This window comes from Geodermatophilus maliterrae, from assembly GCF_041018925.1.
GTDB classification, from domain to species: Bacteria; Actinomycetota; Actinomycetes; order Mycobacteriales; family Geodermatophilaceae; genus Geodermatophilus; species Geodermatophilus maliterrae.
This window is the reverse complement of sequence record NZ_JBFNXQ010000016.1, coordinates 1-18,587: the sequence shown is the minus strand read 5'-3', so window position 1 is coordinate 18,587 and position 18,587 is coordinate 1. Positions and strand designations below refer to the sequence as shown.

Annotated in this window: 13 protein-coding genes, 1 tRNA gene and 2 pseudogenes; 8 read left to right on the top strand and 8 right to left on the bottom strand. The window is 66.1% G+C overall.

What is annotated here, in order from left to right; genetic code table 11:
- Positions 1 to 147: 147 nt before the first annotated feature.
- The 6 genes from ABQ292_RS07450 to ABQ292_RS07425 form a co-directional block, all read right to left on the bottom strand.
- Positions 148 to 870 carry a TIGR02391 family protein gene (locus tag ABQ292_RS07450; protein ID WP_369204818.1) on the bottom strand — a complete coding sequence of 241 codons (723 nt, stop codon included), beginning with the start codon at positions 868 to 870 and terminating at the stop codon, positions 148 to 150.
- A gap of 36 nt (positions 871 to 906) precedes the next feature.
- Positions 907 to 3,597: a TrlF family AAA-like ATPase gene (locus ABQ292_RS07445; protein ID WP_369204883.1), complete on the bottom strand. Its 2,691-nt coding sequence runs from the start codon at positions 3,595 to 3,597 to the stop codon at positions 907 to 909.
- Positions 3,598 to 3,736: 139 nt separating this feature from the next.
- Positions 3,737 to 6,868 carry a type I restriction endonuclease subunit R gene (locus tag ABQ292_RS07440; protein ID WP_369204816.1) on the bottom strand — a complete coding sequence of 1,044 codons (3,132 nt, stop codon included), beginning with the start codon at positions 6,866 to 6,868 and terminating at the stop codon, positions 3,737 to 3,739.
- Positions 6,865 to 7,641: a restriction endonuclease subunit S domain-containing protein gene (locus tag ABQ292_RS07435; protein ID WP_369204814.1), complete on the bottom strand. Its 777-nt coding sequence runs from the start codon at positions 7,639 to 7,641 to the stop codon at positions 6,865 to 6,867. Before ABQ292_RS07435 ends, ABQ292_RS07440 begins: the two co-directional genes overlap by 4 nt.
- 384 nt (positions 7,642 to 8,025) lie before the next feature.
- A complete protein-coding gene (locus tag ABQ292_RS07430; RefSeq protein WP_369204813.1) occupies positions 8,026 to 9,618 on the bottom strand; it encodes a type I restriction-modification system subunit M in 1,593 nt (530 codons plus the stop codon).
- 265 nt (positions 9,619 to 9,883) lie between these two features.
- Positions 9,884 to 10,777, bottom strand: coding sequence for a hypothetical protein (locus tag ABQ292_RS07425; protein WP_369204811.1), 894 nt, complete (start codon positions 10,775 to 10,777; stop codon positions 9,884 to 9,886).
- 204 nt (positions 10,778 to 10,981) lie between these two features.
- On the opposite strand from ABQ292_RS07425, the gene ABQ292_RS07420 reads away from it, so the two are divergent.
- From ABQ292_RS07420 to ABQ292_RS07385, 8 genes and pseudogenes are all read left to right on the top strand, one after another.
- Positions 10,982 to 11,386: a hypothetical protein gene (locus tag ABQ292_RS07420; protein ID WP_369204809.1), complete on the top strand. Its 405-nt coding sequence runs from the start codon at positions 10,982 to 10,984 to the stop codon at positions 11,384 to 11,386.
- Between the two features lie 361 nt (positions 11,387 to 11,747).
- Positions 11,748 to 11,954 (top strand): hypothetical protein, encoded by a 207-nt coding sequence (locus tag ABQ292_RS07415; RefSeq protein ID WP_369204807.1) that lies wholly within the window; start codon positions 11,748 to 11,750, stop codon positions 11,952 to 11,954.
- On the top strand, positions 11,947 to 14,013 hold the full coding sequence (locus tag ABQ292_RS07410) for a type IV secretory system conjugative DNA transfer family protein (RefSeq protein WP_369204805.1): 2,067 nt from the start codon (positions 11,947 to 11,949) through the stop codon (positions 14,011 to 14,013). Before ABQ292_RS07415 ends, ABQ292_RS07410 begins: the two co-directional genes overlap by 8 nt.
- Positions 14,014 to 14,094: 81 nt before the next feature.
- A pseudogene (locus ABQ292_RS07405) lies at positions 14,095 to 15,068 on the top strand (replication-relaxation family protein).
- A complete protein-coding gene (locus ABQ292_RS07400) occupies positions 15,065 to 15,391 on the top strand; it encodes a hypothetical protein (protein ID WP_369204803.1) in 327 nt (108 codons plus the stop codon). The pseudogene ABQ292_RS07405 and the gene ABQ292_RS07400 overlap by 4 nt, the downstream one beginning before the upstream one ends.
- A gap of 88 nt (positions 15,392 to 15,479) precedes the next feature.
- Complete coding sequence (locus ABQ292_RS07395) at positions 15,480 to 15,860, top strand: helix-turn-helix domain-containing protein (protein WP_369204801.1); 381 nt, start codon at positions 15,480 to 15,482, stop codon at positions 15,858 to 15,860.
- A gap of 26 nt (positions 15,861 to 15,886) precedes the next feature.
- Positions 15,887 to 16,555, top strand: coding sequence for an ImmA/IrrE family metallo-endopeptidase (locus tag ABQ292_RS07390; RefSeq protein WP_369204799.1), 669 nt, complete (start codon positions 15,887 to 15,889; stop codon positions 16,553 to 16,555).
- Positions 16,552 to 17,970, top strand: coding sequence for a recombinase family protein (locus ABQ292_RS07385; RefSeq protein ID WP_369204797.1), 1,419 nt, complete (start codon positions 16,552 to 16,554; stop codon positions 17,968 to 17,970). Before ABQ292_RS07390 ends, ABQ292_RS07385 begins: the two co-directional genes overlap by 4 nt.
- Positions 17,971 to 18,207: 237 nt before the next feature.
- On the opposite strand, the gene ABQ292_RS07380 is transcribed toward ABQ292_RS07385, so the two are convergent.
- Positions 18,208 to 18,284 (bottom strand) — tRNA-Ala (locus tag ABQ292_RS07380).
- A 109-nt stretch (positions 18,285 to 18,393) separates the two neighbouring features.
- Positions 18,394 to 18,587 (bottom strand): annotated as a pseudogene (locus ABQ292_RS07375) (hypothetical protein); the annotation flags it as partial.

The following is an 18,587-nucleotide window of genomic DNA, read 5'->3' as shown; positions in this document are numbered from 1 at the left end:
CCGTCAAGCACCCTCCCAACGCAGGGCACTCGACCGTTGGCGATGTCCGTGCACCCGCCAACAAGCGGGCTACTGGCCGGTTGCGGACCGTGGGAGCGGCCATAGCGTTACCGCTTAGAGTTCGGTCAAAGAACGCTACGGAGACTCTCAGTGCTCGACACTTGCGTCATCGACCCATCGCGCGAGGACGCTGAGAGCGGCAAGGTACTCAAGCGCCGCCTGCTCAGACAACTCGGCCTCGGCCTCATGGCTCAAGGGGTTGCGAATGCCGGCGAAGATGCCTTCCGCCAATTGCATCGCCCCACGCTGCACCGAGTCGTATGTCTTGCTGCCATCCGGTGGCATGCGCCGGAGCCGAGTCTTGCCAGGCGCGGCCGCGTCCTTGCTGAAGGCCTGCTTGAAGAGGTCAGTCTCCGACAGGTCACGGCGACCAATCTTGTTTTGCGTCTCGGCGTTCAGCTTTTTGATAGCGCCCTCGACCGACTCGCGGTAGTGCCCTGACTGCCACAATGAGCGAGCACCACTCCAGATCCAAGGATGCAGTTCGCCAGCCGACAAGCGAGGAGCGTTATCGCCGAGATTCTCGCGAATCTCCTCCCCCCGCCGCAGCGCCTCCCGGGCACGCAAGGCGGCAACACGATGGAGCATCCAGCGGTTGGCGTCCGTGTTGGCATCCAGGCTACGCCAATCCGGAATGACCCGGTCGAGTATTTGCTCAACGACATGCGCCTGGCGTGAGATGTCTTCGCTGTGCGCCTGAGTCTCCATGTGACCGGTTAGGTCGATTACACCTGGAACCGGATCCGGATAACGCATCGTCGACATCTCGATGAACTTGTTGAGCTCGTCCAGGGCCCATCCGACGTTCATACCCGCCACGATGCAAGCCTCCCCTCGCGAGAGTCCCTAGAAGCCATACTTGTCCCGGCGCAGCTTGAAGGCCTTTTCGCCGCCTTCCATGACATGGGTAATTTCGTCCCGCAGCTCGGGGATGTCGATGGCGCCGGTCAGCTTGATGCGGCCACCGGATTGATCGCCGGCCCGTCGGTAGTCGCACGCGACGACCAGCTCAGCGTCACCGTTGACGACCAAGTTGGCATTGTGGCTGGCAAAGAGGACCTGCCGCCGTCCTTTCGACTGCCAAAGCCAGGAGACGACATCCTGAATGACTTGGCTGTCCAGATCCTCCTCTGGCTGGTCGATGATCAACGGCATACCGGTCTGCGACAACAACACCTTGAGGAGAGCGGTCGCCTGCTGGCCCGCCGACGCTGCCTCGAACGGTATGTACTCCTCTTCCTTTGTTCGGTAGCAGAAGACTGGGCAATCCTCGATCGGCGTCAAGGCGAGGTCAAGCCAAGAACCAACGGTCAACTTGGTTCGTAGCTTCTGCTGGTCCGTCAACGTCAAGCCGAGCCGGGACAGTGTCGGCGTCAACTGCGTCGTAAACTCGTCGCCGTCGTCCAAGAGGATGAGCTGCTCGAATTCGCTTAGCAGCGCCTCCCAGGTGGCCAGCGGATCGGATTCTGCCTTTAGACCTTCAAACAGAGCCTCAAATTTCGCCGCCCGAACGCCCGAACCGGCAGCCAAGGCTCGCAGCCGCTCGTCAACCGCCTGGAGGCCATGGCCGCGCATGAGATCAACCTTGAGCAGGCCGCCCGACAGTTCCGTAACGCCGTCACTCTGAGTCCGCAGCAACTGCGATCGTTCCTTGTGCAGTTGCACAAGCTTGGCACGCAGGGTGGCGTGCTCGGAGAACGGATCCCCCAGCTGATGCAGATCAGTTCGCAGTGCGATCAGTTGGACTGCGACTTGCTTGCGACGGGCTTCAATGTCGGCCAATTGTTGCAGTTGCTGGGCGTGCGCCGTCGACCGGCCCTTGACCTCTTCGTAGTCCGCATCGAGCGCGGCAAAGCGCTGGTGCATAACCTCCAGCGCCTGACCAGCCGACCCGTCACCGCAGAGGGCCGCCTGGAGCTCTTCGACGGCGCCGTGTAGCGCCGCGGCAAATGCTTCCCCCGCGGCTACCGTCGCCTGCCGGGCTACCGTCAGCTCCACGGTCAGACCATCGGGTGCATCTGGCGGCAGAGGGGGCAGTTGCGCCACAAGGCGCTCAGCCTCGGCAAGCAGAACGCCCGTGGCATCACTGAGTTGATTTGCGTTTCGCCTCCAGCTGCTGACCGCCTCGCGACTGCGGTCAACGGCCGGACGCTGCTGCAAGATCACTTGGTCATCCTGCGACAAGCCGGCCAGGGAACCCCGCAGGTGTGCTGACTGGTCGATAAGCGATTGCTCTGTCAACTGCGCCCGTTCTATAGCCTCCTTAAGTGAGCGAGCGCGTTGCAATGAGGCATAGTTCTGTCGCAGCAGGTCAGCTGCGTTTCGAATGTCGGCGTCTTTTGCTTCCAAGCTTTGACGAATGGGAGCGGTGACGAATCGCGTCAGCTCCTCCATCCGCACCGATACGCTGCTCAGCTGTTTCTGGCTATAGGCGTGAATCGGCAGCAACGACTGGATCGACGCTTCGCTAACCTTGGTGAACTCGCCGTCGCCTACCTTGAAGTTGATTTCACCTGTGGTCGACGACCGGCGTACGACGTGCTCGATGCCGTTGATGATGACCACGACCTCGACTTCAGCCTCCAAGCTGGCGAGAGTGGCCTCGATCAGCCGGCGCCGCCGGGTTGCCCCCGCAGGTTCACCGTCTGCCGCCACGCTGGCCGGCACGTCGCCGAGGCACCAGCGGACGTAGTCGAGGATCGTCGACTTCCCGGTCCCCCGGCCGCCGATAATGGCGTTGTACTGACGGTTGAACGCGAGCTCGACCGGCCCGAGGAACTTACTGTTGCTGACATGAACGCTCGCAATGTAGACACCCGGCAGGGCTGGCGGGGTGTGCGCAATCCGCGACTCCTGGGCAAGGCAAGCTTGCCGGATGGCCTCAGCCGTTGGCCGGGCCCACTTCACCCATGAGGAGTGTTTACCAAGGTCTTTAAAGTCGCGACTACGGGAGTCCGACGTCTGGAACAGCGCCAGCCGCTTACTGCCCCAGTTGGCGTCCAAGCCATCAAAGATTCTGCGGTTGCCACTGGTCGGCTTAGCCTTTGCCTCGACCGTGCCGTCCAAGTAGCCGCCGACACAGGGCATATTCTTGTACTTGGCCTGCATGCCGGAGCGCATCAGCGTCTTGTAGCCGCCGTCGGTGACGTTCGGCAGGATGATGTACCGCCCCTGCAGCCACGGCCGCGTGTCGAGCGTCTCGTGCAACTGCTCGAAGGTCTGGATGTGGTCAATCCGCGTGACCGGCGGCAGTACGTCCTTGTCAGCCTCGATCACTTCGACCGACAAAGCTTCCAGCACGGCATCGAGCTTGTCATCGGGGAAGTCGGCGTCGAGGATAAGGATGGCCTGACAAGGAACGCCAATCGTCAACTCAAGACCGGGGAACACGATAAGTCGTTCGGCCTCGGGCAGTAGCTGACCACTGTCATCAGTCTCCGCCTGCGCCGCCCGCCGGATATAGGGAAACAGTGCGAAGTCGTGATGGTCGGTGATGGCGGCAGCTTGCAAGCCCTTTGACGGCAGGCGGCGATAAATTCCTTGGCATAGGCCGCCCGTTCGTCGGCCGTGACTGCCCGCCCGCCAGCCCAGTTGGTGTCGCGCGGCGTATGCACTTGAAAGTCGGCGCGATAAAAGTGCGCTCCGCCATCAAGGTCGTAGTCGGTATGCAGCAGGCTCATCGCGCGCTCTCCAGCTGCACAGGCCGGTCATCGCCCGTGGTGGCGAAAAGCTCAGCCTGCTGAAGCACCAACTCAATAGCGCGTGCTTCGTGGTCCGGCGGGTAGTCGTATCGGGCCAGCAGGCGGCGGACCTTAGCGCGCATGGCGGCGCGGACGGACTCCTTGAGCGACCAGTCGATGGTGGCATTGGCCTGCACCGCCCGGACCAGCTCGCTCGCGATCTTTTTAAGGGTGTCGTCGCCCATCTCTAGCACCGCCGCATCGTTCTGGACGATGGCGTCGTAGAAGGCCGCCTCGGCCACGGACAGCCCGAGCAGCTCGTGGCGGTGGTTCTGGTCGCGCATCTCCTTGGCCAACTTGACCAGCTCGGCGATGATCTCAGCCGTCGTCAGCGCCCGGTTGGTGTAGCGGTTGATAGCCTCGTCGAGCTGCTCGGAGAAGCGGCGGGCCTGGACGACGTTACTTCGCTGCACCGTCCGGATCTGGTCATTGATGAGCCGCCGCAGTAGCCCCATTTGCAGGTTGGGCTTGTCCTTGCCGGTCAGGCCGTCCAGGAACTCGTCGGACAGGATGGACAGTTCCGGCGTGTCAGCGCCGGCCAACTTGTAGATGTCGACGACCTCGTCAGCGGCGACCGCCTCGTTGACCAGCTGACCGATGGCGGTGTCCAGCTCGACGCCGCCGCTGCCGGCGCGCCCCGAGTCCGGATTCTGGATCTTCAGGATGGCGGCGCGGACGTCGGTGAACAGCCGGACGTCGTTGCGGACGGCGGCCGCCTCATCGCGCGAGCCACAGAGGGCAAATGCCTTAGCCAGGGCCAGCACCTGGTCGAGGAAGCGGGCGGTGCGGTCGGGGTCAGCCATAACGAAGTCGAGCACGACGGCGTGCTGGGCCAGTCGCTGAGCTGGTGGCAGCGACGGCGTGGCGTCGAAGCTGCAGCCGTGCAGCAGCGCACGCACGATGTCGTGCTTTTCAAGCATGACGGCGACCATCTCTTCGATCGGCACGCCGGCCTGGTCGCGATCCGAAGGCGAGTACTCAGCCAGCGCCGAGCGCAGGTTAGTGGCTACGCCGATGTAGTCAACGATGAGCCCGCCGGGCTTGTCACGGAAGGTGCGGTTGACCCGGGCTATTGCCTGCATCAGGCCGGCGCCCTGCATCGGCTTGTCGACGTACATGGTGTGCATCGCCGGGGCGTCGAAGCCGGTTAGCCACATGTCGCGCACGATGACAATCTCCAGCGGATCGTTCGGATCCTTGGCGCGGGCCTTCAGCTGCTTGCGTACGTCCTTGGGATACAGGTGCGGCTGGTAGCTCTGAGGGTCGGCCGCCGAGCCAGTCATAACCACCTTGATGTTGCCGGTCGCCGGGTCGTCGCTGTGCCAGTCCGGCCTTAGCTCGACGATCTTGTTGTAGAGGTCGACAGCGATGCGCCGTGACATAGTGACGATCATGGCCTTGCCGAAGAGCTCGGTCCGGCGCCGTTCCCAGTGCTTGACGATGTCGGCGGCGATCAAGTCGAGCCGTTCACTGGCGCCGACGATGGCTTCAAGCCGGGCCCACTTGGACTTGGCGCGCGAGGCCTCGTCTTCGGCGGCGCCTTCGGTGATCTCGTCAGCCAGCTCGTCCAACGTCTCCCGGTCGGCCGCATCCAGCGATACCTTGGCCAGGCGGGACTCGTAGAAGATCCGGACCGTCGAGCCGTCCTCGACAGCCCGGGTCAAGTCGTAGACGTCGATGTAGTCGCCGAAGACGGCGCGCGTCGACTTGATCCCGGACTCGATCGGTGTGCCAGTGAAGCCGAGGTAGGTGGCGTTCGGCAAGGCGTCGCGTAAGTGCTTCGCCAGGCCGGCCTTCAGCGTGCCGTCGGGCGCGAGCGACTCGCCGAACCCGTACTGCGAGCGGTGGGCCTCGTCGGCCACAACCACGACATTGCGACGGTCAGTCAGCACCGGGTTAATGTCGCCGCCGACCTCGGGGGCGAACTTTTGCAAGGTAGTAAACACGATGCCGCCCGAGGCTCGGCGCAGCAGCTGGCGCAGCTCGGCTCGAGAGTCGGCCTGCACCGGCCTCTCCGGCAGGATCTCGGCTGGGGCGAAGACCTCGCCGAACAGCTGGTCGTCGAGGTCGTTGCGGTCGGTGATGAAAACCAGCGTCGGGTTGCCCATCCGGGCGTCGCGCATGATCTTGGCCGCGTACAGGAGCATCTCTATCGACTTGCCCGAACCCTGGGTGTGCCACACGACGCCGCCACGGCGGTCGCCAGCCGGACCGGCCGCCTCGATGGTCGAGTCGACGGCGGCGTTGACGGCCCAGTACTGGTGGTACTTGGCGACCCGCTTAACGAGGCCATTGGATTCGTCGCTGAAGGCGATGAAGTTTTGGACCAAATCGAGGAAGCGCGCCCGGTCGAAGATGCCCTTGGTCAGCACCTCGAGCGCCGGCAGGTTGGTGATCAGATGGCGGCCTTCAATGGTCTTCCAGGGGGCGTAGTGCTCGAAGCCGCCGGTAAAGGAGCTCATGGCGGCGCTAGTGCCGTCGGAGATGACCGTCACCGCGTTCGGCGTGAAGATTGCCGGGATGTCGGTGCGGTAGGTCTGTAGCTGGTTCCAGGCGCCCTTCAGAGTGGCATGCTCGTCGGCCAGGTTCTTCAGCTCGAACAGCCCGAGCGGCAGGCCGTTGACGAACACCACGACGTCCGGACGGCGGTTTTTGCCGTTCTCGATGATGGTGAACTGGTTGACGGCCAACCAGTCGTTGTTGGCGGGTTGCTGGAAGTCGATCAACCAGACGCGGGTGGTCCGCACCATGCCGTCAGCCCCGCGGTGCTCGACCGGCACACCCTCAGTAAGCAGCCGGTGTACGCGGAAGTTCTCGCCGATGGCGCTCTGCGACTCTGCTCGCTCCAGCCGCTTGAGAGCCTCGTCGACAAGAGAAGCATCGACGCCGCGGTTGATGCGCAGCGCTGCCGTGCGAAGGCGGGCGTACAGGTAAACCTGCTCGTACGAGGAACGCTCAGCACCGGCGGTGTCCGGCGCAATCTCCGGCCCGAACGCCGTTTCATAGCCAAGCTCACGCAGACACTCTAGCGCCGCCAACTCAACTATCGATTCGTTGAGCGCCGTCACGCGACGACCTCCTGGACGGCGTCCATTGCTTCTGGGACTCGGACGCGGCCCGAAAGGAGCTCGGGGAGAAGTGACTTTCGTAGGTGCTCAAGCTTCACGTTTTCACGCTCGGCCAAGAGCAGCCGATTCCACAGCGACTCGACCTCACGACTCAACTTAGACAGCGACTCGTGGTGGGGCACGTCGACGAAAGTTGACTGCAGGTGTCCACGCTGAATATGACCCATGGTCGTGGCTTTGTCTTTGGCGATGCGGTGGAAGACCGGCATTGCGACACCAAGCCGATCGAAGACAAACCACGCCGGATAGCCGTTCGCAGGTAGAACCTTGAAGATGTGTTGATTAATGATCGCTTCGTCACGATACCAGCGATACACGTCAAGAGATCCAGACCAGGACATTAGGATATCGCCTGCCCGCGCGGTCCTGTCGTCCGGGACATCGATGTCGCTGTACACGGTCGATGCACCCGGCCCGGAGTTTAACTCGGCAATGCGGATGACGATACGACCTGTTCCGGACGCTCCCTTCGTATAGGCGCCCCCATTGATAAACGACGCAAGGTCTGCGACGGGAATCCGGTCCGCTGACAAGTCGATCGCACGAAGAACAAGGGCCCGGATCAGGTTTGGGATTTGCACCCTTAGCTGCTGGTTGGACGCCGCCTTGTCATCGAGAGCTCGAAGCGTTGCAGCGATGCCTTGTTGCTCTCTTAAGGGAGGCAGCGCGAGCATCATCTCCTTCGCCGCGCCCACATTGAAGTGCTGCTGCACAGCCCCGACCAGACGGGAGGACACAAACCCGCCTGCGGCGCCATTTATAAAATAGCTCAGCCAGTACGGGTCCACCTTATCGCCCGGCCTGGTAATGACCAAGTCCGCACAGTTGGCAAGTGGCAACCAGGTTGGAACAACCGCGGTTGCACCCGGCTTCCCGTCCTGACAGTGACAACGTCCCCTGGGCTAAGCGCGGACTTCTTCAGCCGAGCATGGAAGTCTGGATTGATGTACTTGACGTCGGAAAGATCGAGAACATATGGGAGGACGTTTTGTGACCGCAGGAACGGGATGCCCATCGGGACATATTCTGTCGCCATGGGTCCGACATGCCCGACGGTCACTTCGTCGACGACGTCCCCAAGCCGCACCTCAAGCCAATCAGCCGGCATCTAACGCTCCGAGTCGATCGAGGATAAGCGCCTCCAATTCTCGCCCGCGCTCGAACTCCGCGACGAGGTCCTTCGTGAGCCGTGCAATTTTTTGATCGATTGGCTCGTCGTCCGCCACGACTTCCTCCGAGCCGACGTAACGACCAGGGGTGAGCACAAAGTCGTGCTCCCTGAGATCGTCAACGCTGGCAGCCCTCGAAAAGCCCAACACGTCTTCATAGCCACCATTACGGTTACGCCAAGCGTGATACGTGTCGGCGATCTTGGCGATGTCGTCGTCAGTAAGCTCCCGCAGTCGGCGACTGACCATGGCTCCTAGCTTGCGCGCATCGATGAACAAAACCTCACCGGTGCGTTCACGGTGCCCGTTGCCGCGCCGGTCATTGGACACGAACCACAAGCTGACCGAGATTCCAGTATTGAAGAAAAGTCTGTCTGGCATCGCTACGATGCAGTCGACGAGGTCCGCCTCGATAAGCTTGCGGCGGATCTCGCCTTCGCCGCTGCTCTTGGAGGACAAGGATCCATTCGCGAGCACAAAGCCTGCGGTGCCGTTGGGTGCGAGGTGATGGACAAAGTGCTGCACCCAAGCGAAGTTGGCGTTGGCTGCCGGTGGAGTGCCGAACTCCCAGCGCGGGTCATTCCCAAGCTTAGCGTCCCACCAGTTCGAGACGTTGAATGGCGGGTTAGCGAGAATGAAATCGGCCCGCAGGTCAGGGTGTAAATTTTGCGTGAACGAGTCGGCCGACCTGTCCCCTAGGTCAGCTTCGATGCCCCGCAATGCCAGGTTCATCTTAGCCAGCTTCCAAGTCGTGTCAGTGAACTCCTGGCCGTAGACCGAGATGTCGGTGCGCTTCCCGCCGTGGGCCTTCACGAACTCAGCAGACTGGACAAACATGCCACCGGAGCCGCAGGCCGGATCGTAGACGCGGCCGTGGTAGGGCTCGAGCATCTCGACGAGCGTCTTCACCACCGAGCGCGGCGTATAGAAGGCACCGGCGTCTTTGCCGGTCTCCTTGCCGGCGAATTGGCCCAAGAAGTACTCGTAGACGCGGCCGAGGACGTCGTCGCTGCCGTGGTCGTCGCTGTGCGTAAAGCCGATGGAGCCGATCAGGTCGACCAGCTGACCGAGCCGGCCTTTGTCTAGACCTTCGCGGCCGTAGTTGCGCGGCAGCACGCCACGGATGACCGGGTTTCCCTTTTCGATCAAGTCCATCGCCCGGTCGATGTCCTCGCCGACGCTCGGCAGCTTGGCGTGGGCTTGGAGGGCCTCCCAGCGCGCCTCGGCTGGCACCCAGAAGACATTGTGACTGGTGTACTCATCGCGGTCCTCGATGAACTGCGCCCGCCGCGCCGGGTTGGGGATGTAGTCCTCAGAGTCCGGGTCAGCCAGTGACGCCTCGATGGTGGCGCGGCGCTCCTCGAAGCGGTCCGAGATGTACTTTAGGAAGACCAGGCCCAAAACGACATGCTTGTACTCGGACGGTTCCTGATTGCCGCGCAGGGCATCGGCGGCGTCCCACAGACGCTGCTCAAGTGATTTCGTCGGCTTAGCTGCTTGGATGCGCGGACGTCCAGCCATTAGGAGACGTTCCCGAGCACAAGGGTATTCGATGTGCAATTGTTCATATACGTTCCCCCATTATACAACTAATGTCGACGCTGACAGCATACGAGACATCACCGACAGCGACGGGCAGCCGCACCAGGCGGGCGTGGCGACGATCACTTGACTCAGTGGGACCTTCACCGTCAGCGGACGACCCGGGAGTAGACACCCGCCGAGGGGCTTGGTTCGAGTCGTAACCACGGTCCACTGCCAGGACGACGGGGCGGCCTGACCTGCGTTAGCACTCCGGCAGCGCCGCGAGAGCCTGAGGATCGATGTCGCCGTACGTCAGGCGCGCAAACTGCGTCAGCCCCGGTGAGCCGATGATCTGCACCCAGACGTCGGACTGCCGCGGTCGCTCCCCGACGCTCGGGTCCGACACCACCAGCCGGCCCGTCGTCTTACAAACGGCCGGCACCGTCTGACCGTCCATGAAGGTGCCGTTGTGGACCAGGTCGTCCGGCCCCACGCCCGGGAAGACGCGGATGTAGGGCGAGCCGCCGCCCAGCGCATCGAAGCGGAAGGTCGCCGAGGCTTCAGCGCTGTCCGGGTGCAGGCCGACCACCAGGGCCACGCCAACGCCCCCGGCGACCGCGGTCGCGCTCCTGAGCAGCCGCCTGCGCCTCCGACCGCGTGCCGCCGGGGGCCCATCGGAGACCACTGCCGGCGGCAGGGAGCTGGGCGCCCGGGCTCCCAGCTCGACGAAGTCGATGAGGAAGGCCGCGAACAGCCGGAAGGCGGCGCGCCGATGCTTCTCGAAACTCGCCTTGCTCCGACCGCTGGCCTCCTCCGCCGCGTCGAGCAGCCGTCCAGGCAGGCTTGCATCCGCCGGCGTGCCGTCGGGCGGGAAGAACAGGCGCCGAACCAGCGCGGCTTCGCTCTGGTGGCCCTGACCCTGCCAGGCGGCCAAGCCGTCGAGCAGCAGCTGCCGGATGTGCGGGCCGCGCGCTGTTGCCCAGTCGTCGCTGTAAGCGCGGGCCAGCAGCTCGAGGATGGGCGCGGCCACGGGGCCGTGTCCGCCAAGGGGGAGGTCAAGGCTGTCCAGGCCGCGCGCCCGGACGTGGGCAAGCTCGACACCGAGGGCGGCGATCTGCCTCTCGCCGTCCCACCCGCCAGTCGCAGGCGTGCTCATGGCGGGGAGTGTGGCACCGCTGCCGCCCCTTGATGAGACCGCTGCTCCCGGTGGCTCCGCTACAAGGAAGTTCCGGCTTTGTCCGCGTTTATCCGCCTTTGAGCTGCAGGTTCCTCCGGCTGGCCGTGCTCGACTTAGGCGCGGCTCCCCTGCCGCCGCTGGACTGGCCGGCGACCGGACAGGGGGAGCGCAGAGGAGACAGACATGTCGAGCATCGAGCGTCGGCGGCGGGCCGAGACCCTGCAGGCAGCCCTCCCCACGCCGCCCCTGCCGACGGACTACCTGCGGACTGACGACCTGGACCGTGTGCCGGCGCTGACCCGGCACGACGTCCGCGTCGACCGGCGGGCCGAGGCGCGCCACATCCTGACCGTCCGCGAGGTCCAGCGGCGGGCGATCGAGGGGGCCGCCGTCGAAGCCGGGCAGGCCTTCGTCGACGCGGCAGCCGTCGACGCGCAGCGCCGCGTCCTGACGGAAGCCAAGTTCCAGCTGCAGCGGGCCCGCAAGGAGAGTCAGATCCTGGCCGGCGATGACCCGGAGCTGGCGGCGAAGTTCGGCCTACTGGACGACGACTTCTTCACCTTCGTGCGCCTAACCGGGACGGCGTAAGGGCCCGGCAACCCCGTGAACCGCGGACCGCAGTCGTGGACCGCCAGCATCCTGGGTTTCGCGCTCGTGGTGCTGGCGGTCTGCGCCGCCCTCAACCTGGCCGCCCAACTCCTGCGCGAGGCCCTGCCCGTTCTGATCCCAGCCGGCGTTGTCGCACTCATCGGCATCGGACTCTGGCACTGGCGTTCCCGCTCACGTGGCTGGTAATTGCAGCCTCGAATAACAGCGTGCCAGCCGTTCCATTCGGTGCCGCTGAATAGACAACAATCGTTGACTGTGGAGTTGAATCCACATATAACAAATACTACGTGCGTGGAGTTGTCTCCACACTAATTGCGGCACGGCAGAAAGGAGGGAGGAAATGAGTAGAACACATCGCCACGGGCCCACGGGAGGCAAGCGCAACCGGCACATCTCTGTCCGTGCCGTTCGCCGCCAGCAGCCTGATCTCCACAAGCTCAGCCGCGCCCTCATTGAGCTGGCCATGGAGCAGGCCGCTGCTGAAGCGGCCGCCAAGGCGCAGGCCGAGCGTACGCAGACCGACACGCCGGAGGCCGCTGATGGCTAGCCGGGAACCAGTCGTCTGGCGGCAGCTGCACTGGCAGCGCCCCCTCGACCTCGCCCGTACCGCCGCGGTGCTGCGCCAGTGGGCAACCGACACGCGGAGCCCCGTCGTCGTCCTCGAAGCCCGGGCCACGACCGACGGCGTGCGTTACTTGCTTGGCGCAGCACCGGGGGCCATCACCGGCCTGACGACCGCCCCGCATGACCTGGCGGGCAGCGGCAGCACCAAGCTCCAACCGGAGGCCGGCCGCGCGCCTGTGGAGGCGGCCGGCAGCCTGCGCCTGAGCACCCGGCACCGGCCACTGAAGACAGCTGAGCCCGAGACAGTCGTCTACGCCATCCTGGCCGCCCTGACGCGCGTGCGCACCGATGAGGAGCTTGTGCTGCAGCTTGCCCTCGGGCCGCGGCGCATCCCCTTGGCCGTCCCGACCAACAGCCCGTCTTCGGTGACGGCGCCCTGGTACGTCACCGCCTGGCACGGCGATGGCAAGGCGCTCGACGGCGAGAAGCGGACGGCCTTGCGCACCAAGGTGTCCGACCACGGCTTCGCCTGTGCAATCCGCCTCGGTGTCCGCGCAGCCACGCGTGAGGCCCGGCGCGCTCGCCTGCTCGGCCTGCTGGCAGCCCTGCGCACGGTGGAGGCGCCGGGGGTGCAGGTCCGCCTGGTGCCGGAAGGTGCGGACCGGCTGAACCGGGCGCGCACGCCTTGGCGTTGGCCGCTGCGGCTTGGGGTGCCGGAGCTGTTGCCCTTGACCGGCTGGCCGCTCGGCAACGACACCCTGCCCGGTCAGCCGGCACTGCACCCCCGGTCGCTGCCGCCGACGCCTGGCACCTTGGACAAGCGGCGCGTCCTGGCGACCGTGACGACACCCGGGCATACAGGCACGCTGGCCCTTGGCATCGAGCCGGCGCTGCGTGGCTTAAATGTCATCGGGCCCACCGGCACCGGCAAGTCCACGCTGCTGGCCAACCTCATACGCCAGGACATCATGGACGGCCGGGCTGTGGTGGTTGTCGAACCTAAGGGCGACCTCGTCCACGACGTCCTGACCCGCGTTCCCGAGCGGCGCTGGGACGACGTGGTCGTCCTCGATGCGCAGGACGCCGCACCGGTTGGTCTGAACCCACTTGCCCGGCACGGTCGCCGCCCCGAGCTCGTTGCCGACGGCGTCCTCAGCGTCTTCAAGCAGCTCTACGGCAAGAACATCGGGCCGCGCTCGCAGGACATCCTTTACGCCAGCCTGTTGACGCTCCTGCGCCACGACGACGCCACCCTGGCCATGCTGCCCTTGCTGCTGACCCACCCCGGCGTCCGCCGGACGCTGACCTCCGGCATCCAGGACCAGCTGCTGCTCGAGCCGTTCTGGGCGGCCTACGAGTCCTGGTCCGAGGCCGAGCGCCTGAACGCGGTGGCCCCCGTCATGAACAAGCTGCGGCCGCTGCTCCGTCCCGGGCTGCGCGGCGTGCTGGCCCAGCGCAGTCCGCGCTTCTCGCTCACGCAGGTGCTCACCGAGCGCCGCATCTTGCTCGTGCCCCTGCAGCGCGGTGTGATCGGCGAGGACGCCAGCAAGCTCCTCGGCTCCTTGCTCGTCGCCGAGCTCTGGCAGGTCATCCAGTCGCGGGCGGCGATCCCGGCTGAGCGCCGCCACCCGGTCATGGTCTACATCGACGAGGTCCAGGATTACCTGCACACCGGTAGTACGCCGCTCGACGAGGTGCTGGCCCAGACCCGCGGCTACGGCGCCGGCTGGACGTTGAGCCATCAGTTCCTCAAGCAGCTACCGGACACCATGCAGAGTGCCGTCCTGGCCAACGCCCGCTCCCGGGTCGCCTTCACCCTCAGCGAGGCCGACGCCCGCGTCATCGCCCGCGGCCACCCCGAGCTGGGCCCCGACGACCTGACGGCCCTCGGCGCCTACAGGGTCTACGCCAGTCTCCTTACGGGTCAGGGCGTCAGCCCGTTCGCCTCCGGCAAGACCCTGCCCTTGCCTCCGCCGTCCGCCGTCCGCCGACCCGGCCGAGCTACGGCGTCGCAGCCGGGAGCGCTGGGGACGGCCGCTTGATGAGGTTGAGGCCGGGCTGGCCCAGCTGCTGCCTGACGCGACCGGGTCCGCGGCACCCACCGGCCGGCGCCGGAGGCAGCCATGACGGGCGCGCCGGGGTGGTCCGACCGGTGGTCCAATCGCGTCGAGCCTGTGCCCACGAATGCTGAGGCCGGCAGCCAGTACCGCGGCGCTACGGCGCCCGAAAGTCTGTCCTCCGTCGCACGCTCCGGAGGGTCTGTCCGGCGGCGGACAAGCGCCCGGCGGCTGCTCCGGTTGCAGAGCGACCTCAGTGAGCGGGAGCGCGGGGTGCTGCTCAGCCTGGCTGACTGCCGCCTGCTCATGACCGGCCAGCTGCAGCGCCTGCACTTCGCTGATCACGCCACTGAGGGGGCGGCCAGCCGCATCTGCCGCCGCGTCCTGGCCCGGCTCCAGCGCCTCGGTGTCATCGAGCACCTCGAGCGGCGGATCGGCGGGGTGCGGGCTGGCTCAGCCGCCTACGTCTGGCGGGTCGGCCCGGTCGGCGAGCGGCTGCTGCGCCAGGACCAGGCGGCGCCGCGTGGCCGACACAAGCAGCCCGGTTTGCGCTTCGTCGACCACCTGCTGGCGTCGCCGAGTGCAGGGTGCAGCTGATCGAGGCCGACCGCCGCGGTGACCTGGAGCTGCTGGCAACCGAGCACGAGCCGGCCTGCTGGCGCCCTTTCCTCGGGGCCTACGGCGCGGCCGAGACGCTCAAGCCGGACCTGTACGCCGTGACGGCGGGCGTCGAGTACGAGGACTCCTGGTTCATCGAACTGGACCGCGGCACGGAGAGCCTGCCGACGATCATCCGCAAGTGCGCTCAGTACGAGCGCTACCAGCGCAGCGGCCGGGAACAGGCCAACCACGGCGTCTTCCCGGCGGTGCTCTGGGTGGTGCCGGACGAGCGGCGGGCTGGCGCCCTGGCCACCGCCATCCGCCGCCGCTTTGGCGACGGGACGGAGCTGTTCCGGGTGACGACTACCGACTGCTTCCTGCCGACCGTCATCGGCCGGAGCTGCAGCCAGGCGACAACTAACCGAAAGGAGGTGAGATGAGTGAGACACACCATGAACAGGACGAATTGGCGGACGCCTGGGCCGTCTTCCAACTCTGGACGGGTGGGCGCGACGCCAACCTTTTCCGGCGCAGCTACCTCGGCCACTACCAGAGCCGCGACCATTTCGGCCAAGAGCTGTTGGCCCGGCTGGGCGCTGACGGCCGAATCCAACGGTTGCCGGACTGGCTCCAGGCCTACGTCCGCTTCGACGGCGAGGCCGTGGTGCGGGATTTTGAGCAAGCCGGCCACTTCTACCTATACGACGCACCGCGCCAGGCAGGCACGTTCGTCTTTGACGCCTACGAGCGACCAGAGGACTAGCCCGCCCATGCGTTGTGGAATAGGCAGCGAAGTGTTGAGCTAACTCCACAATGGCGCGATAATAAGAACACTAACAGGAGTACCGCCTATGACCCCCTCTCAGCGCGACGAGCTTGCCCAATTACTCATCAGCCGCCGCCAAGCCGAGGGCCTATCCGCCCGGGCAGTCGCCCGGGCCGCCGACGTCGACGTCCACACGGTGCTCAGCCTGGAGCAGGGCCGCATTGCCCAGCCCAAGGCGGACACCTTGCGGGCCATCGGCGGCGTGCTGAGCATCCCGGCGACGGACCTCTGGGTCGCCGTGGGGTGGTTGCCACCAACCGAGCTGCCAGCCTTCCGGCCCTACCTGCGCAGCAAGTACCAGGACCTGCCCGACGAAGCCGTCAGCGAGATCGAGGCCGTCTTCGACCGGATCGCCCGCGACTACGGCCTGCGGGGCCCCCAGGACGGCGAGGACGAGCACCCCTAGCAAGCACTAACGAAAGGAGGAACGCCATGACAGAGACCCCTAACGAGAACCGCAGTGTCCTGGCGTCCCTCCGGGCCGTCATCCCAGTCCGGGCACTCGAACCCGGTGAGGCCCTGCAGGTCGCTGAGTTGCAGGCCGCCCGGCTGCTGGAGCTCACCGACAACACCGAGACGCCGCTCGACTGGACCGTCATCGCCGGGCTGCCGCGCCTGCGCGTCCGCCGCGAGTCACTGCCGACCTCGGGCATGAGCTTCTGGGACGGCCACAACTGGGTGGTCGTGCTGAACCGGGACGAACCACGAACCCGTCAGCGCTTCACCCTGCTGCACGAGTACAAGCACATCGTTGACCACGGCGCGACGGACCGGCTGTACGTCGGCACGGGCCGACACCAGGCAGGCGACCAGGCCGAGCAGGCCGCCGACTACTTCGCCGGCTGCGCCCTGATGCCGAAGCGCCTGGTGAAGCGGCTCTGGGGCCGCGGCGTCCAGCAGCCGAAGTGGCTTGCCCGATACTTCGGCGTCTCCGAGCGGGCCATCGAGGTCCGCCTGGCCCAGCTGGGCCTCAGCGAACCACGCGCCCGCTGCAGCCCACCGTCCACAGCGCCAGCCGCCTCTTGGCCGCGACGGGCCTACTATCGCCAACCTTCCCCCGGCTGGCTTCCCCGGCCGACGCTTGAAGGAGTGGCTGCATGACCGGCCTGCGCCTCGTCACCCCGAGCAGCGAGACTGCCGCGACGGCCGTGCTGTACCTGCGCGTCAGCACGAAGGAGCAGGCCCAACGCGGCGGTGAGGCCGAGGGCTTCTCCATCCCGGCCCAGCGTGAGGCCTGCCTAAAGAAGGCGGAGAGCCTCGGCGCGCAGGTGGTCGGTGAGTTCATCGACGCCGGCGAGAGCGCCCGCTCGGCCGACCGTCCGGAACTGCAGCGCCTCCTGCAGTACGTCAGCACCGAGGCCGTCAGCTACGTCATCGTCCACAAGGTCGATCGCCTGGCCCGCAACCGCTACGACGACGTGACCATCACCGCCCAGCTGCAGGCCGCCGGCGCTCGGCTGGTCTCGGTCACCGAGAACATCGACCAGACGCCGAGCGGGCTGCTGCTGCACGGGATCATGAGCTCGATCGCGGAGTTCTACTCCCGGAACTTGGCGAACGAGGTCATCAAGGGCACGCAGCAGAAAGTGTCGGCTGGTGGCACGCCGCACGTCGCCCCCATCGGCTACCGCAACGTCCGCGAAGAGGTGGCCGGCCGTGAGGCGCGCACCGTCGTGCTCGATGACGACCGGGCGCCGCTCGTGCGCTGGGCCTTCCAGGCCTACGCCAGCGGCGACTACACGCTGTCCCGGCTGGCTGACGAACTGCGGGCCCGCGGCCTGACCCACCGGGCATCCGCCAACCGGGCGGCCAGGCCGGTGACCTTCAACAAGCTGCATCAGATTCTGCGCAACCGCTACTACCTGGGCCTCGTCACCTGGCGCGGCGTCGAGTACGAGGGCAAGCACCCTGCGTTAGTGGACGCCGCCACCTTCGAGACGGTCCAACGGGTGCTCAGCGCCCACCGGGTGTCCGGCGAACGCTCGCACAAGCACAAGCACTACTTGTCGGGCAGCCTCTTCTGCGCCCGCTGCGGCGCCCGGCTGTTGTTCGGCATCTCAACGAGTCGCCGGGGCGAGCGCTACGAGTACTTCTTCTGCGCTGGGCGCCACTCCGGCCGGTCCAGCTGCGACCTGCCCTATCTGCCGCTCGAGCAGGTGGAGGACGCTATCGCCGCCCAGTGGGAGCAGGAGGTCTTCCCCACGGAACTGGTGACGGCGCTCCGCCAGCAGTTGACCGCCGATCTCCGGGCCTACAACGCCTCGACCGAGGATGAACAGCGCCGCCTGACCGAACGGGCAGCCAGCATCCGCCGGGAGCGCTACAAGTGGGCTGAGAAGGCCATGGAGGGTGTCGTACCGGCTGACATAGCCCGTGAGCGGCAAGGGCTCCTGGCTGAGCAGCTCTTGGCCGCCGAAAGCGCGCTCTCCCGGTTGTCTCTGGATCAGGACAACCACGAGACCACGCTCAACGCAGTGCTGGACCTCGTGCTCAGCTGCGGCCGGCGTAGCGCCTGAGCGAGGCGAAGGGACGCCGCGACTACAACCAGGCCTTCTTCGAGGGCATCTTCCTCGACACGGAGGACGACGAGCCGGTGCCTGTCGTGGCCAAGGTCACGCGGACGCCTGTGCTCCGGGCGCTGCAGGAGCACCGCCCGGAGGGCCTTATCGAGGCCGTTGACCAAGACCAGCAACGCCGCCAGGGGCGGGCCCCTGACGGCGTCGACCGTGTCAGTGTTTCGAACTATGAACTTGTGGTGGAGCTGAGGGGATTCGAACCCCTGACCCCCTCGATGCGAACGAGGTGCGCTACCGGACTGCGCTACAGCCCCGACGCGGACGAGCTTACCGCCCGCCCGCCCCGGCGCTGCGACGGGGGCGGCGACCGGGGCCGGCCCGTGCAGGGTCCCGCCGCGAGCGTGAGAGTGGCGGGGACCTCTCTCAGCCGTTGACCACGCGCGGCTGGTAGAGGTCGACGTCGGCGAAGCCGATGTCGTCGTCGTCGAGGCCCACGACGGCGCTGTCCTGCCAGCCGGCCGGCGTCGGGGTGCGGGCGGCCACCACGCGGCCCGGGCGCAGCGGGTGCACGGGGGCCAGCGGCAGGCTCGGGTGCGGCAGGCCGACCGTCGAGTGGC

Excerpts from the sequence above, each read along its gene's own strand:
- ABQ292_RS07420 (WP_369204809.1), top strand. The coding sequence starts at position 10,982 with ATGTCGAGCATCGAGCGTCGGCGGCGGGCCGAGACCCTGCAGGCAGCC.
- ABQ292_RS07450 (WP_369204818.1), bottom strand. The coding sequence starts at position 870 with ATGAACGTCGGATGGGCCCTGGACGAGCTCAACAAGTTCATCGAGATG.
- ABQ292_RS07395 (WP_369204801.1), top strand. The coding sequence starts at position 15,480 with ATGACCCCCTCTCAGCGCGACGAGCTTGCCCAATTACTCATCAGCCGC.
- ABQ292_RS07385 (WP_369204797.1), top strand. The coding sequence starts at position 16,552 with ATGACCGGCCTGCGCCTCGTCACCCCGAGCAGCGAGACTGCCGCGACG.
- ABQ292_RS07400 (WP_369204803.1), top strand. The coding sequence starts at position 15,065 with ATGAGTGAGACACACCATGAACAGGACGAATTGGCGGACGCCTGGGCC.
- ABQ292_RS07410 (WP_369204805.1), top strand. The coding sequence starts at position 11,947 with ATGGCTAGCCGGGAACCAGTCGTCTGGCGGCAGCTGCACTGGCAGCGC.
- ABQ292_RS07425 (WP_369204811.1), bottom strand. The coding sequence starts at position 10,777 with ATGAGCACGCCTGCGACTGGCGGGTGGGACGGCGAGAGGCAGATCGCC.
- ABQ292_RS07415 (WP_369204807.1), top strand. The coding sequence starts at position 11,748 with ATGAGTAGAACACATCGCCACGGGCCCACGGGAGGCAAGCGCAACCGG.
- ABQ292_RS07430 (WP_369204813.1), bottom strand. The coding sequence starts at position 9,618 with ATGGCTGGACGTCCGCGCATCCAAGCAGCTAAGCCGACGAAATCACTT.
- ABQ292_RS07390 (WP_369204799.1), top strand. The coding sequence starts at position 15,887 with ATGACAGAGACCCCTAACGAGAACCGCAGTGTCCTGGCGTCCCTCCGG.